8 protein-coding genes are annotated in these 14802 nt (G+C 65.7%); 2 read left to right on the forward strand and 6 right to left on the reverse strand.

Annotated elements, in window-relative coordinates; genetic code table 11:
* Positions 1-7 precede the first annotated feature (7 nt).
* The 4 genes from ACVINW_RS37115 to ACVINW_RS37130 form a co-directional block, all read right to left on the reverse strand.
* Positions 8-2392: an efflux RND transporter permease subunit gene (locus ACVINW_RS37115; RefSeq protein ID WP_456755873.1), complete on the reverse strand. Its 2385-nt coding sequence runs from the start codon at positions 2390-2392 to the stop codon at positions 8-10.
* A 295-nt stretch (positions 2393-2687) separates the two neighbouring features.
* Positions 2688-3482: an ethanolamine ammonia-lyase subunit EutC gene (gene eutC / locus ACVINW_RS37120; RefSeq protein ID WP_456755874.1), complete on the reverse strand. Its 795-nt coding sequence runs from the start codon at positions 3480-3482 to the stop codon at positions 2688-2690.
* 4 nt (positions 3483-3486) lie between these two features.
* On the reverse strand, positions 3487-5073 hold the full coding sequence (locus ACVINW_RS37125; RefSeq protein WP_456755875.1) for a B12-binding domain-containing radical SAM protein: 1587 nt from the start codon (positions 5071-5073) through the stop codon (positions 3487-3489).
* Between the two features lie 129 nt (positions 5074-5202).
* Positions 5203-6585, reverse strand: coding sequence for an ethanolamine ammonia-lyase subunit EutB (locus tag ACVINW_RS37130; RefSeq protein ID WP_456755876.1), 1383 nt, complete (start codon positions 6583-6585; stop codon positions 5203-5205).
* Positions 6586-6934: 349 nt separating this feature from the next.
* Here ACVINW_RS37130 and ACVINW_RS37135 point away from each other — a divergent pair, with 349 nt between their 5' ends.
* The gene (locus ACVINW_RS37135) at positions 6935-8641 is read left to right on the forward strand and encodes a methyl-accepting chemotaxis protein (protein ID WP_456755877.1); all 1707 of its coding nucleotides are present in this window, start codon (positions 6935-6937) and stop codon (positions 8639-8641) included.
* A 1205-nt stretch (positions 8642-9846) separates the two neighbouring features.
* Positions 9847-11349 carry a diguanylate cyclase gene (locus tag ACVINW_RS37140; protein ID WP_456755878.1) on the forward strand — a complete coding sequence of 501 codons (1503 nt, stop codon included), beginning with the start codon at positions 9847-9849 and terminating at the stop codon, positions 11347-11349.
* Between the two features lie 25 nt (positions 11350-11374).
* On the opposite strand, the gene ACVINW_RS37145 is transcribed toward ACVINW_RS37140, so the two are convergent.
* Positions 11375-12253 (reverse strand): transglutaminase family protein, encoded by an 879-nt coding sequence (locus tag ACVINW_RS37145; RefSeq protein ID WP_456755879.1) that lies wholly within the window; start codon positions 12251-12253, stop codon positions 11375-11377.
* Positions 12250-14784: a circularly permuted type 2 ATP-grasp protein gene (locus ACVINW_RS37150; protein WP_456755880.1), complete on the reverse strand. Its 2535-nt coding sequence runs from the start codon at positions 14782-14784 to the stop codon at positions 12250-12252. The genes ACVINW_RS37145 and ACVINW_RS37150 overlap by 4 nt, the downstream gene beginning before the upstream one ends.
* Positions 14785-14802 lie beyond the last annotated feature (18 nt).

Raw genomic sequence — 14802 nt, forward strand, 5'->3', positions numbered from 1 at the left:
CGGAGCATCAGGCCTTTTCGATCGGCGCCGGCTGGCCGCCTCTGCCGCGCAGCTTCTGCGACAGGTTGATCAGGAACATCGAGGTCGGCCGCAGGATGAACAGGTCCGCGACCAGGGCTGCGACCATCGAGAATGCGCTGAGCCAGCCGAACAGGCGCAGCGACGGCAGGTCGGAGAACACGGTGACGACCAGACCGCAGGCCAGCACCACCGTGGTCAGGATCAGCGCCGGCCCGACCAGCACGGTGGCGCGCTCCACCGCAAGTTCCGGCGTGACGCCCGGCTTGGTCTCCAGCCGCAGGCGGTTGAGGAAGTGGATGGTGGCGGAAAGCCCGAGGCCGAACGACACGGTCAATGCCACCACGCTGGCGAATTGCAGCCCCTCCCCGAGCAGCCACAGCACGGTGCCCGACAGCACCACGGGGAAGATGCCGGGCAGGATGCAGGAGAACATCACCACGACCGAGCGGAACGCGAGCCCGATGAAGATCGCGACCAGCGCGAATTCCACCGTGAGGCCGCGGTTGAGCTTCTCGATCATGTTGGCGCTGTTACGCGCGGCAATCACCGACAGGCCGGTGACGGCGATCTCGTAGCCGGGATGCTCGGCACGCACCTTGTCGAGCGAGTGATCGAGCTTATTCACCACCGGCAACAGCTGGCTGGAATCCAGATCAGGCACCCGGCCCGACACCACGACGGCATCCTGATCCTTCGAGATGAAACGGCGCACAAGATGTTCGGGAATCACGCCGACATATTCCTTCAGCGTCGCGACATCGTTGCTGCCGGCCTTTTCGGCGAGCCAGCGCCGCAGGGTTTCCAGCGACCAGACGTTGCCGACGCCGGCACTGTCCTCGACCATCGCATGCACGTCGGCGATCGTCTTCAGCGTCTCCGGCGAGTAGAGCGATTCACCCTTGGGGAATTCGATCAGGACGTCGACCGGATTGGCGCCGGTCAGCTTGGCGTCGAGCCGGCCTGAAGCCGCCACCGCCTGCCGCTTGTCCGGCACCTGGTCGGCGAGCCGGTAACGCGGCTCGAGATTGGCGTAGATGATGCCGAGACCGCCGACCACGATCAGTGCGAGCAGGCTGAACAGCCCGGGACGGCCGACCATGCGCACCGCGATCCAGTAGCAGAAATTGCGCAGCGCCTGGACGCCGGCATCGGCGCTCTGGAACTTGACCGCGAAGACCTTCTCGTTGCGCACCAGCAGGATGCCGAACACCGGCACCAGCGAGAGCACCGCGACCAGCGCGATGATGGTCGCCGCAAGTCCGGCCTCGCCGAATTTGCGGATCAGGTCGGAATCCGAGAACTGCAACGCGATGAAGGAAATGCCGGCCGTGCCGTGGGTCAGCACGCAGGCCGGGCCGACCACCAGCACCGCGTTCTTGAATGCGGTGAACTTGTCCTGCCCCGCGATCAGCCGGTCGCGTGCCGCGAATGTCAGCTGCATCGAATCGGAGAAGCTGATCACCATGATGAGCGGCGTCATCACGTTGAGGAACATGTTGAGATTGAAATTGGCCCAGCCGAGGCCGCCGAGCGCGAGCAGGATCGCGATCATCGGCGGGAACGCCGCCGCCACCATGAAGGAGATCTTGCGGAAGAAGATGATCGCGATGACGCAGCCGGCGAGGATGCCGAGAATGTTGTAGGTGAGGCCGTCACGCTCGACCGCATTGCGGATCTCGAGCTGCATGACCGGCACGCCGGACAACTGGGCATTGAGCCCGCTGCCGCCGAGATCGTCGGCCATGATCTTCCTGATGTCGCCGACCACCTTGCCGAGCTTGTTGCTGCCGACCACCTCCGGCTCGAGCGACAGCACGACCAGCGCGAGCGTGCCGTCCTCCGACAGCAGCTTGCCGCGGATGATCTCGTTGCTTTTGACGGTCTCGACGAACTTGTCGTAGGCCGCGCCCTCCGGAAGCTCGTTCGGGAACAGCGCCGCCGGCAGCTTGCCGGGCTCCGGCGCCTGGCGCGCGGAGAACAGCGACACCAGGCCGCGCACGCCCTCGACGAGTTGCAGGTCCGTGACCATGTCACGGAGCTTGCCGAGATTGTCGCGCTCAAGCAGCGTCTTGCCTTCGACGACGACGAGGACGTCGAATTCGGTCGCCGGGAAGCGCTTGGTCACCGCCTCGTATTGCTTGTAGTCTTTGGATTCGGAACGGAACAGCTGCGACAGCGAGTCGTCGATCTTGATCCGGTGCACACCGAACACGGCACCGATCAGCAGCAGGACGAGCACGATGCAGGACAGGATCGGCGCTCGCATCGGGATCAGGCCGAGCCGTTCGATTCCGAAGGCGATGCTGGGCCCCGAGCGCGGCTCTTCAACCTTCTCGACGTGGACCTGACTTTCGGAATTCTTTTCGAGCATGCCCTGTCCAGTTCTGCAAACGGCTCAATCTGTCTAGCTTGGGTCTAAAGCGCGATGAGATCGGATTGAATCATCGCGCTCTAGCTTCTTGTTTGCGCACGATCTTTTCGGAAAACCGCTACGCACTTTTCCGGATCATGCTTCAGGGGCGCGAATGCGGCGGGTGAGCGCGATTGTCCGGCGCTAGTCCTTGAAAACACGCGAATATTGACCGGCGCCGGTTTTACCTGTCCGCCCTCTTGCTCGCAAGCGCGCGGGGCGCGCCAAATCGACGGGGAACCACCGATATCAGCCATTAAGTAACTGATTTGCCACACCCTGGGAGCGCATTCCGTGACGATCCACCGCCACTTTCATCCTTCAACGCGACCCCGGTCACCTGGCGTGCCAGGCCTTCGCGCACAAGCCAGGCGATTCTGAATGCGGCGTCCGCATAGCTCAGCCCGGCACGGTGGATGTTGGAAATGCAGTTGCGATCGGCGTCGGTCAAACCGATCCGCGGCGCGAAGGTGAGATAGGCGCCGAGGCTGTCGGGTGCGGACAGGCCCGGCCGCTCGCCGATCAGCATCACCAGCATGCGCGCGCCGATGATGGCGCCGATCTCGTCCCCGAGTGCGACCCGCGCCCCCGATGCGACGATCACCGCAGCGGCGTCGACCTTGTCGGCCGCGAGTTGCGGCAACAGATGCCGGATCAACTCGACGGCATGCACATTGACCGCGGTCGGCGACAGGCCGTCACCGATCACGATGGCACAGGAACAGGCGGTGATGCCGCTAGCCTCCAGCGATCGCCGGGACGCCGAATCCAGCATGCGCCCGAGGTCGGGCCGGCGCAGATAGTCGCGCCGGCTGTGCGCCTGGCTCGATACCTGAAGCGGCGTGATGCCGAGGCCGGCAGCGCCGGCTGCAATCCCGCCGACATCGAAGGCGGCGTGAACGGCGTCGCGGGCGCGGGCATGGTCGAGCGTGAAGGAGAGCAGCGCATCGGTCGGCAGGCTGGCCCCGGAGCGGCCGAGGCCGACGCGCGCCGGCGTGAGCTCGCGCAGATCGGGAAGCGAAGGGAGCGATGGCGCTGGCGGTGTGGTCATGCTGCTATTCGGCGGGAACGGATGCCTCGCGCAGCCGGATCGAGTAGTTCGAGGCGTTCTGCCGGCCGCTGGAGGCTGCGCGCGCAAACGTGATCAGATGATGTGCGACCAGCGTCGCCGAGATCAACCCCTCGATGTCGCCCCGCTTCAGCCGGCCGAGCGCAAACTTCCAGAACACCCGCTTGTAATCGCCGAGCACGCCGACCTTCCAGAAGATGTTGCGCAGCATGATCAGCCCGCGCCGGATGTTGGCCCAGCTCTTCATCTCCGGGCTGACCGGCACCTTGATGCGGTTGGCATAGGTGTAGTTGCACTGATGCAGATAGCGCTCGAACAGCCGCTTTGGCTCGTAGGCGATTTCCATGCATTTGCGCCAGGAACTGACCACGTCCTCATAGGGCAGCAGGAACTCGACATTGGAGTCGCGACCCTCATCATCGACCAGCCGCCCTGCCTTTTCGAGCCGATCCCACAGCGGCGTCTTCGGCAGCGCCTGCAGCAGGTTGATGGTGAGCAGCGGAATCCGCGATTCCTCGACAAAGGAGAGCAGCGCGTCGCCGGTCTGCGGCTTGTCGGTGTCGAGCCCCATGATGATGCCGGAGACGACCTCCATGCCGAACGAATTGATCGTGCGCACGCCCTCAAGGATCGGAACCATCATGTTCTGATCCTTGTGCATCGCCTTCAGCGCATCGGGATCCGGCGTCTCGATGCCAACGAAGATCGTGACGAAGAAGGCCTCGCGCATCTTCTCCAGGATCTCGGGCCGCTTGGCGATGTTGAGCGTCGCCTCGCAGGCAAGGCGCGTCACATAGCCGGTCCGCTTCTGCCACGCGATCAGATGCGGCAGCAATTCGCTCGCCGCCTTGCGGTTGCCGATGAAATTGTCGTCGACGAAATACACCGTGTCGGTCGCGCCGCAGGCGCGCAGCTTATCGAGCTCGGCGATGATCTGCTGCGGCGACTTCAGGCGCGGATTGCGGCCATAGAGCCCGGGGATGTCGCAGAACTCGCACTGATAGGGGCAGCCCGAGGAGAACTGGATGCTGCCGAGAAAGTATTTCTTGGTCTCGGCGAGTTCATAGGCCGGCAGCGGGAAATCCGTCATCGGCAGGCGGTCGACGGTCGTCAGCACCACCTGCTGGTCGGGACGGCTGGTGTCTTCCGCCAGGCGCCGGATCAGCTCATTGGTGGCGTCGCCGAGCTCGCCGACATGAAGGTAGTCGAATGCGGGATAGTAGTCCGGACAGGCGCTGACCGAGGGGCCGCCGATCGCGACCACGCGGTCATGCTCATGCGCGCGGCGGCAGATGTCGTTCATCTGCTGGCGCTGGATGTGCATACCGCTGACGAACACGGCATCCGCCCACGCGAAATCCTCCGCGGTCGCGGGCCGCAGGTTCTCGTCGACGAACCGGACCGGCCAGTTCTCGGGAAGATATGCGGCGATCAGCAGCAGGCCCTGCGGCGGCATGAAGGCCTTGACGCCGTCGGTCAGGGGATAGGAGTGCTCGAAGGTGCCAAACGACGACGAATAGCGCGGAAAGACGCAGAGGATACGCCGTGCTGTCTCTATGCCCTCAGCTCTCATCAATACGACCCCGAAGCACCTGCAAATCTAACCACGGCACGGAACGCTGGGCCAGAAATTCTTCAACATTGTGGCACCGGCTAACGTCACAACGCCGAGATAGTTGCTCTGCAGAATTTCGCTATCCCGTCAGGTCAGGAGCCGGGCCGCGAGATCGGGCAGCCGCTCCGCATCGTCAACAAGGCGGAAGTCCTGGCCGGCAAGGCCGACGCGCGCGAGCCAGGCGTCGAATTCGGGCGCCCGCTTCAGGCCGAACAGGTCGCGGATGTAGAGCGCATCGTGAAACGACGTCGACTGATAGTTCAGCATCACGTCATCGGCGCCCGGCACGCCCATGATGAAATTGACGCCGGCGGCGGCAAGCAGCGTCAGCAGATTGTCCATGTCGTCCTGATCGGCCTCGGCGTGGTTGGTGTAGCAGACGTCGATGCCGAGCGGCAGGCCGAGCAGCTTGCCGCAGAAATGATCCTCGAGCCCGGCACGGATGATTTCCTTGCCGTCATAGAGGTATTCGGGACCGATGAAGCCGACCACGCTGTTGACCAGCAGCGGATCGAACGCGCGCGCCACCGCATAGGCCCGCGCCTCGCAGGTCTGCTGATCGACCTGGTGATGGGCGTTGGCCGACAGCGCCGAGCCCTGCCCGGTCTCGAAATACATCACATTGTCGCCGACCGTGCCCCGGTGCAGCGACAGCCCGGCTTCGCGCGCCTCGCGCAGCAGCGACAGGTCGACGCCGAAACTGCGGTTGGCCGCTTCGGTGCCGGCGATCGACTGGAACACGAGATCGACCGGCAGCCCCTGCCCGATCAGTCCGAGCGTGGTGGTGACATGGGTGAGCACGCAACCCTGCGTCGGAATCTCCAGCCGCGCGATGATGTCGTCGAGCAGCCGCAGCAGGGTGCCGATCACTTTGGAATCGTCGCTCGCCGGATTGATGCCGATGCAGGCATCGCCCGATCCCAGTAGCAGCCCGTCGAGGATCGAGGCGGTGATGCCCTTGGCGTCGTCGAACGGATGGTTGGGCTGCAGCCGCGTACTCATGCGGCCGCGCAGACCGATGGTGTTGCGGAAGGCGGTCGTGACCTCGCATTTCTTCGCCACCAGGATCAGATCCTGGTTGCGCATCAGCTTCGACACCGCCGCCACCATCTCCGGCGTGATGCCGCGCGAGATCTTCCTGATCGCTTCGCCCGTGGCGGCATCCGACAGCAGCCAGTCGCGGAAGCCGCCGACGGTGAGCGATGACACCGGCACAAAGCCGGCAACGTCGTGGCTGTCGAGGATCAGGCGCGTGACTTCATCGTCCTCATAGGGGATGACCGGCTCGTCGAGGAATTGCTTGAGCGGAACGTCGGCCAGCGTAAGCCGCGCGGCGATCATCTCTTCCGCGCTGTCGGCGGCAACGCCGGCCAGACGGTCGCCGGACCGCGGCGGCGAGGCCTTGGCAAGCAGGATGCGCAGATCGCCGAATGCGTAATTGGTGGCGTCGATAGTGTGACGATAGTGCATGGGAGTTCGCGTCGAGGCAGGGGCAACGTAACCTAGCACCTCTTTGCGAAAGTCGTGCCATCGGCTTCGCTGCCACCGCGCAGGGGATGTTGATGAGTGATGATGATGACGGCCCGTCACTCGACAGCGCGGCAAGGCGGCGCGACATGGGAGGTTCGGAGCCCCCTCATAAGACATTGGGATTATTCGGAGATTTAGCCGGCAGCGGCCCGCGCAAATCGCGCTCGTTAAGACATTATCCATGAACATTTTGCATAAGATTTAATTGGCCGACGGTACTCCCCGGCCTCTTGGAGTGCCCGCAATGCCCGCCCCCGTCACACCTCCGATCTCCAGATCCCGGCCTCCTATGGCATCCCGATTCTCGCTTGCTGCCCGGCTGTACTCGACGTTTGCGCTGATCGCGGCGCTGACCGCGGCCATCACCTTCCTGTCCGACACCAATGCGCGGCGCAACGCCGAGCTGACCGAGGCCGTCGACCTCGCGAGCCGCGCCGCACTCAATGTCGAGCGGGTCAACTCGCTGGTCTATGCCGTGGTGATGGAATCCCGCGGCATCTACATGTCGACCGATCCGGCGGCGGTGAAGAAATACGGTGACGGGCTGCTGGCGTTCAACGACCGCATCCTCGGCGTGGTGAAGAACTGGGAAACCCTGGTGCAGGCCGACGACGCCGCCCAGTTCGCCGCGTTCAAGACGCGCATCGAGCAATTCGTCGAATTCCGCAAGGAGCTGGTTCGCCGCGGCATCGAGATCGGCGCCGCAGCCGGGCGTGAGTGGGGCGACAACGACGCCAACCGCGACGTGCGCACCGCGCTGAACAAGGACCTCGAGGCGCTGTCCAAGGTCTATGCCGAGCGCAGCAAGCGGCTGGCACGGCAGACCGACGCCAACCGAACTTTGGCGCTGCTGCTGACCGGGCTCGGTGCAGCCGCCCTGATCGTGGTGGTGCTCGGCGTCCTGATCATCGCCCGCTCGGTGGCCCGGCCGCTGTCGCAGATCACCACCACCATCAAGCGCGTCGCGGACGGCGACGACCATGTCGAAGTGCCCCATGTCGGGCGCAGCGACGAGATCGGCGCCCTGGCGCGCGCCATCAAGGTGTTCCAGGAGGCGATGGAGCGCAACCGCAGCCTGAACGCGCAAGTCCTGCAGGATTCCGCGGCCCGCGACGCGCGTGGCCGGCACATCGAGAGCTTCGTCGACGCATTCCGCGGCACCATCGGTGAGGTGCTGCGCGCGGTGCACGACAACGCCGCGACGATGCGGCAGACCGCGCAGACCATCGCGACCGTCGCGGCGGACGCCAGCGGCCGGGCGGTTGCCGCGGCCGGCGCCACCGAACAGGCCTCGAGCAACGTCTCCGCGGTGGCGGGCGCGGCCGAAGAGCTGTCCGCCTCGGTCGAGGAGATCGGCCGCCAGGTCAAGCAGTCCTCCGGCGCGGTCGATCAGGCTGGGCTGCGCACCGACCGCTCGATCACCGAGATCGAGGGCCTTGCCGCCACCACCCAGCGCATCGACGGCGTGCTGAACCTGATCCAGGCGATCGCCGAGCAGACCAACCTGCTCGCGCTCAACGCCACCATCGAAGCCGCCCGCGCCGGCGATGCCGGCCGCGGCTTCGCCGTCGTTGCGCACGAGGTCAAGGCGCTGGCCGGGCAGACCGCGAAGGCAACCGCCGAGATCAGCGAGAATGTCGGCCTGATCCAAGCCTCCACCCGCAACTCGGTGGCTGCCGTGCGCGAGATCGGCCAGGCTGTGCGCGAGATCAGCGATGTCACCGCGAACATCGCAAGCGCGATCGGCCAGCAGGATGCTGCGACCCGCGAAATCTCGGCCAACGCGCAGATGGCGGCCCAGGGCAACGAAACCCTGGTCGCGAATGTCGGCTCGCTCCGCGACGACATGGACCAGACCAGCAAGGCGGCGGAAGCGGTGCTCGCGGCGTCGAACGATCTGACCGCAACCGCCGAAACGCTGTCGCGCGAGGTCGAGCAGTTCTTCCGCAATTTGCGCAGCGATGCCAACGACGGCCTGCGGCGGACGGGGACGTAGCGAGAAAGCGGCTGCTGGAATCAATCCAGATCCCGGGGCTGCGTCAGGGATGTCGTGTTCGGTGGTCATCACGCTGTTTGATGTCTTGACTGGACCTGTCCCCTCGTCGTCCTGGCGAAAGCCAGGACCTATAACCACTGATTTTGGTTGTCGTAGGGATTGCGGCCCCAGCGTCGCGCTACAAGTCTCATTCGGGGTAATGGGTCCTGGCTTTCCAGGACGACGATGAGAATGAGTTTCGATTCACTTGCCACACTGTCGGTGTCATCACCCGCGAAAGCGGGTGATCCAGTATTCCAGAGACGGCAGTGCTTGAGCCGAGAGGCCGCGGCGTACTGGATCGCCCGGTCCCGTCTACGCCAAGGCTTCGACGAGGCAAGCAGTCCGTGGCGCGCCGAAGCTTTAGCGGAGGCGGCGAGCCGGGCGATGACAGTTGTAGATGAGGATATAGCTTCGCGTTCTCGCGACATGATTTGTCCGAGTCTTGCTCTTTCGTTTCGCCCTCCCTCCTGTCACAGAGGGCGCAGGGAAAGCCGGGTGCCGATCGCACCCATGGGCCCCGAGCAATGGGGTAGAAAGCTCGGGGGTAGGACCACAGGTGTAACCGGAGCAATCCGGCTTTCCCTGCGCGATGGCTTACGGCTTATACGTGCTCTCCCCGGCGAGACTTGGCTTTGTTGTCACCGTCTTCACAACGCGCATTGCGCAATCGGAAGAGACACCTGCCGCTAGGGCGTCAGGCCTGCACGATTTCGCCGTCCGCCTCATGCGCACTCGTCAGTTGCGCATTCGGCGTCCACCGCATCTCGACCCGCGTTCGTGACGACCGCGAAGCGCCCCTCGTGTCGGGTGAGACAGACGCATTAAACATCTGAGTTGGGTCTGCTGTCAAGTAAAATTCCGAAAATCCGAACGACTCGCCTAAGGATTGGCGACGGGATGGGTAGAGCGCAGCGAAACCCATCATTCGCGCAGCGCAAAAGCAGCGATGGGTTTCGCTTCGCTCTACCATCCTACGCGCTGCTTTCGCGTTTGAGCGCATGGCGCGCAGGCCAAGGCCAGCGACTGGGTCCCCGCCTCCCGATGGTTAAGACTCTGCCAACGCGCGCACATAAATTGCCCGCGCTTCGGGTCGCCTTTCTCAATTTGATGCCCCCATAGAAAAGGTCAAAGCGCGGGGGCGCGGGGGGAAGTGGAAGCGTGCAATGAACGGGCTTGTGCCAAGGCCGAAGGCGGTGCCGACCAAACGGCTGCTTGCGCTCGGGATCGGCCTTGTTTTGGGCTTTTCGGCGATCTGCGCATCGATCCTCTGGGAGATGGCGGACAAGGACTACCAGCATGCGAAGCAAGGCGCGACCAACCTCGTCGCCTCCATCGCCAGCGAGATCGACCGCAACATCGAGCTCTATGACCTCTCGCTGCAGGCGGTGGCCGACGGCGTCAAGCTGCCGGAACTAACCAAGATCAGCCCGGAGCTTCGCCAGGTCGTGCTGTTCGACCGCGCCGCCACCGCCAAGGATCTCGGCTCGATCCTGGTGCTGAGCGCCGCGGGAGACGTCACGCTGGATTCCCGGACATTGACGCCGCGGACCGCGAATTTCGCCGACCGGGACTTCTTCCTGGTGCATCGAACCCAACCGGACCGCGGTCTGTTCATCAGCGCGCCCTGGGTCACGCCGGAGGGCGAATATCTGATCAGCCTGAGCCGCCGCATCAGCAACGACGACGGCTCGTTTGCCGGCGTGGTCGCCGGCAGCATGCGGCTCAGCTATTTCCACAATCTGTTTCGCAAGCTGAACTTCGGCCTCGGCGACAGCATGGCGCTGTTCAACACCGATGGCGTCATGCTGATGCGCGCACCATTCGAGATCGGCAAGATCGGGCAAAGCATCAAGGACTCCCTGGTCTTCAAGCAGTATCCGGCACGGCAATCCGGCTCCTACATGACGAAATCACTCGTCGATCATGTCAGCCGGCTCTACGTCTTCCAGGCGGTCGGCAGCCATCGCCTGATCATCGCCGAGGGTCTCGCACTCAACGGCATCTATGCCGATTGGTGGCAGCAGGTCTGGCTGATCGGCAGCGTGGTGGCCGCGCTGTGCGGTTTCTCGATCGTGCTGATGTTCTATTTGCTGGCCGCTCTCAAGCGGCGGGCCGCGGCGGAACGCCGGCTCGCGCACCTCGCCAGCACCGATGCGCTGACCGGCCTCGCCAACCGCCGCCGCCTCGACGACACCCTCGACATCGAATGGCGGCGCGGCATGCGCGCGAAATCGCCGGTCTCGCTGCTGATGATCGACGTCGATCATTTCAAGGCGTTCAACGACACCTACGGGCACCAGGCCGGCGACGCCGTGCTCGCCACCGTGGGGCGGTGCATCGCAGCCAGCGCCAAGCGCGTCACCGATCTCGGCGCGCGCTACGGCGGCGAGGAGTTTTCGGTGCTGCTGCCAGGCATCGGCAAGGCCGGCGCGCTTGATGTCGCCGAGCAGATTCGCGCCAAGCTGACGGCTGCACGCGAGACCGAGCAGGAGCTGCCGACCGTCAGCATCGGGGTGTCTTGCCTCGTGCCCGACCACGAGCGCACGTCGCGCGATCTGCTCAAGGCCGCGGACCTTGCGCTCTATCAAGCCAAGCACGACGGCCGCGACCGCGTCGTCGTCAGCCCGATCGGATGGGACAAATCCGGCAAGCGGCACGTCGCCTGATCGCGGTTCTCGCCTCCAGCTCCGCTCACTCGACCGGCAGCACGTCGACCGCAACGCCGAGCTTCTGCTTGCGCGCACCGACGATGACGCCGTCGACCGGCGAGACGTCGGCGAAGTCGCGGCCGATGGCGAGGATGATGTGGTCGCCTCCGACCATCAGATCGTTGGTCGGATCGAACCCGATCCAGCCGAGCTCGCTGCCGCACCAGACCGAGACCCAGGCATGGGTTGCGTCGGCGCCCTGCAACCGCGGCTGGCCCGGCGGCGGAATGGTGCGCAGATAGCCGCTGACATAGGCCGCGGGCAGGCCGAGCCCGCGCAGCCCCGCGATCATCACATGGGCAAAGTCCTGGCAGACGCCATGGCGCTTCTCGAACACGTCGCGCAGCGGCGTCGAGATCACCGTCGCCTTGGGATCGTATTTGAAGTCGCCGCGGATCCGCCGCATCAGGTCGGCTGCCCCAGTGAGGATGCCGCCACCGGGCGCAAAGCTCGCAGACGCATAGGCTGTCACGGGCCGCAACACCGGCACCAGCGCACTGGCGAAGACGTAGCCGACCGGCGAGGCCGCATCGAGGCTCAAGCCTTCGAACGCGTGATCGCGCACGTCCTCCCAGGACGGGCTGGCGGCGTCACGCGCCGGCGGCTGCCGCGTCACCGAGACCCGCGAGCGGGAATCGATGCGGAGGCTGCGATGCGCGGTCTCGATCAGGACGCTTTCGGTCAGCGTGCCGAAGAAGTCGCGCCGGCTGGTGCGCTCCGCGGGCTTGGGTCGGATCTCGACCGCATGCGAGATCAGCTGCTGCCCGTCGCCGCTGATCGGCTCCAGCCGCAGCGCGCAGCGCGCGAAGCTGACCTGGGTCTCGTAGCTATAGGTCGTGACGTGACGGATGTCGTAGATCACGCCAGCCCCGTGAGCTTCTCCGGCCGGCTGGCGTTCGGTCCATGCGGGAAATAATGCAGCCCGACGGCGTCGGCGAGATTGAGCAGATCCTGCTCCAGCGCGAACAGCGTCTTGACGTCGAGGCTCGAGGCTTCGGCCGTCGTCAGCATCGCCTCCAGCGCAACCGCGAGCCGCTGCGGCCGCTCGATCAGGCCATGCTCCTTCAGGCTCGGCAGCGCGGCGACATGTTCGTTCAGCGCCGCGACCTGGAACGCCACCGAGCGCGGATTGTAGGGATCGAGCACCGCAAGATCGCGCACCGGCGTCAGCAGCGGCTGCACCAGATAGCGCGAGCGATAGGTGATCTGGCAATCGACCAGCGTGAGCAGGACGTCGAGATCCTCGTCGCCGGCCTCGTCATAGGCGAACTGGCGGGCGAAGCGCGTGGTGTTGATGGCGCGCTCGGCGCGGCGCCCCATCTCGAGGAAGCGCCAGCCGGCGGCGCGGTTCATGTTCTCCTGCGCGAGACCCGCGAAGCTCGCCAGCTCCTGCAAGGTCAGTTCGGCGGCGCTGACGACGCCGTCATCGTCGTGCACCTCGATGGCGAGCCGGTCGGCCATTTCGGTGATGACCTGCCAGGCGTCCGGCGACAGCCGCTCGCGCAGCGAGGTCGCGGTGCGCTGCGCCGATCGCACCAGCGACAGCGCCGAGCCGAACTTCTCCTCGTTCTGCAACGCCTCGAGCGCGACCTTGGCCGGATTGGCGCGCGCGGTCTGCGTGGCCGCGCCCCAGGTCACCAGCAGGCGCTGGATCCGCTCGGCCGAATGCATCGCCGGCGCGTTGCCGTTCGAATTGGCGCGCGCCGGATCGCGCAACGGCGTGCCCAGGGCGCGGATCAGGCGAATGGTGGCCTCGGCGCGTTCGAGATAGCGGCCGAGCCAGAACAGATTGTCGGCGGCGCGGCTCGGCAGCACGCCGGCGATGCGCCGGATGCGGACGGTGTCGACCGCCGGCAGCAAGGTCGAGGTCGCCACCGCCTTGTCGGAGACCACCCAGACGTCGGCGGACACCGCGCCGTCGCCCATCGAGACCGCGCGCGCGTCGGCCCGGTCGGCGATCCGGCAGAAGCCGCCGGGCAGCACGGTCCAGCCGTTCGGCGTCGCGGCGGCGAACACCCGCAGCACGAACGGACGCGGCGTGATCCGACCGTTCTCCCACACCGGCGTGGTCGACAGCCGCACCAGCTCCTGGCCGACATAGTCGATGCCGCGATGGCTGATCGCATCCTTGAGGCGATCGCGGTCCGCGGCCGACAATTCGCCGGGGAGTACCGGACCGTGGCCGGGAAAATCCGCGACGCCGCGGCCATAGGCGCCTTCGATCGCGAATTCGTCGAGCCGCGACAGCACCTGCTCCCGGGCGGATTTCTGGCCGCACCACCAGGTCGCGATGTGCGGCATCATCAGGTCTTCGGAGAGCAGGCGCCGGCAGAGATTGGGCAGGAAGCCGAGCAGCGCCCGCGCCTCCATCACGCCGGAGCCCGGCATGTTGGCGACCACGACGCCGCCCTTGCGCAGCACCTCGACGAGCCCGGGCACGCCGAGATAGGACGACGCATCGAGCTCGAGCGGATCGAGCATGTTGGAATCGACCCGGCGCAGCAGCACGTCGAGCCGCTTCAATCCGGCAACGGTGCGGATATGGACGCGGTCGCCGGAGACCGCGAGATCGTCGCCCTCGACCAGCAGGAAGCCGAGATAGCGCGCCAGCGTGGCGTGCTCGAAATAGGTCTCGCTGAACGCGCCGGGCGTCAGCAGGCCGATCCGCGGCTCGTCGCGATCGGCGCTGGCGCGCAGCGAATCGCGGAACGCCTCGAAGAACGGCGCGACGCGCTCGACATTCATCGACTTGTAGAGATTGGAAAAGGCGCGTGACAGCACCAGGCGGTTTTCCAGCGCATAGCCTGCGCCCGACGGCGCCTGCGTGCGATCGCCGAGTACCCACCAGCGGCCGTCGGGCCCGCGGCCGATGTCGGCGGCATAGAGATGCAGATAGCGGCCGCCCGGCGGCTTGATGCCGCTGACCGCGCGCAGATATTCGCTGCTGCCGGCGATCGCCGCCGCTGGGATCGCGCCGTCAGCAACGAGACGGCCGTCGCCGTAGAGATCGGCCAGCACCATTTCCAGAAGCTGCGCGCGCTGCGCGACGCCGGCGGCGAGCTGGCGCCAGTCGGCGGCGTCGATGATCAGCGGCAGATGGCTGAGCGGCCAGATCCGGTCCGATGTATCGCCGGGCGTACGGTAGGTGACACCGGCCTCGCGCAGATGGCGATCGGCGGAGGCGAAGCGGCGCTCGATATCGGCCGGCGACAGCGCGGCAAAAGCGTCGAAAAAACGGGCCCAGGCCGGCCGCGGCGCGCCGTTCTCGGCGATATATTCGTCGGGAATGCCGGGCAGCCGGACGTAGTCGCGGGTCCATTGCGCCATCCGGCGCTGGCCGGGACGGGCCCTGCTCTCCTGACTGCTGCCGCCTTGGCCACCCGACACGGTCATTCCACTTCCCCTGCAGCC

It is taken from the genome of Bradyrhizobium sp. USDA 4461 (assembly GCF_054055655.1).

Coding starts and splice junctions, on each gene's coding strand:
- ACVINW_RS37140 (WP_456755878.1), top strand. CDS start 9,847: ATGAACGGGCTTGTGCCAAGGCCGAAGGCGGTGCCGACCAAACGGCTG.
- ACVINW_RS37135 (WP_456755877.1), top strand. CDS start 6,935: ATGGCATCCCGATTCTCGCTTGCTGCCCGGCTGTACTCGACGTTTGCG.
- eutC (WP_456755874.1), bottom strand. CDS start 3,482: ATGACCACACCGCCAGCGCCATCGCTCCCTTCGCTTCCCGATCTGCGC.
- ACVINW_RS37150 (WP_456755880.1), bottom strand. CDS start 14,784: ATGACCGTGTCGGGTGGCCAAGGCGGCAGCAGTCAGGAGAGCAGGGCC.
- ACVINW_RS37125 (WP_456755875.1), bottom strand. CDS start 5,073: ATGAGAGCTGAGGGCATAGAGACAGCACGGCGTATCCTCTGCGTCTTT.
- ACVINW_RS37115 (WP_456755873.1), bottom strand. CDS start 2,392: ATGCTCGAAAAGAATTCCGAAAGTCAGGTCCACGTCGAGAAGGTTGAA.
- ACVINW_RS37130 (WP_456755876.1), bottom strand. CDS start 6,585: ATGCACTATCGTCACACTATCGACGCCACCAATTACGCATTCGGCGAT.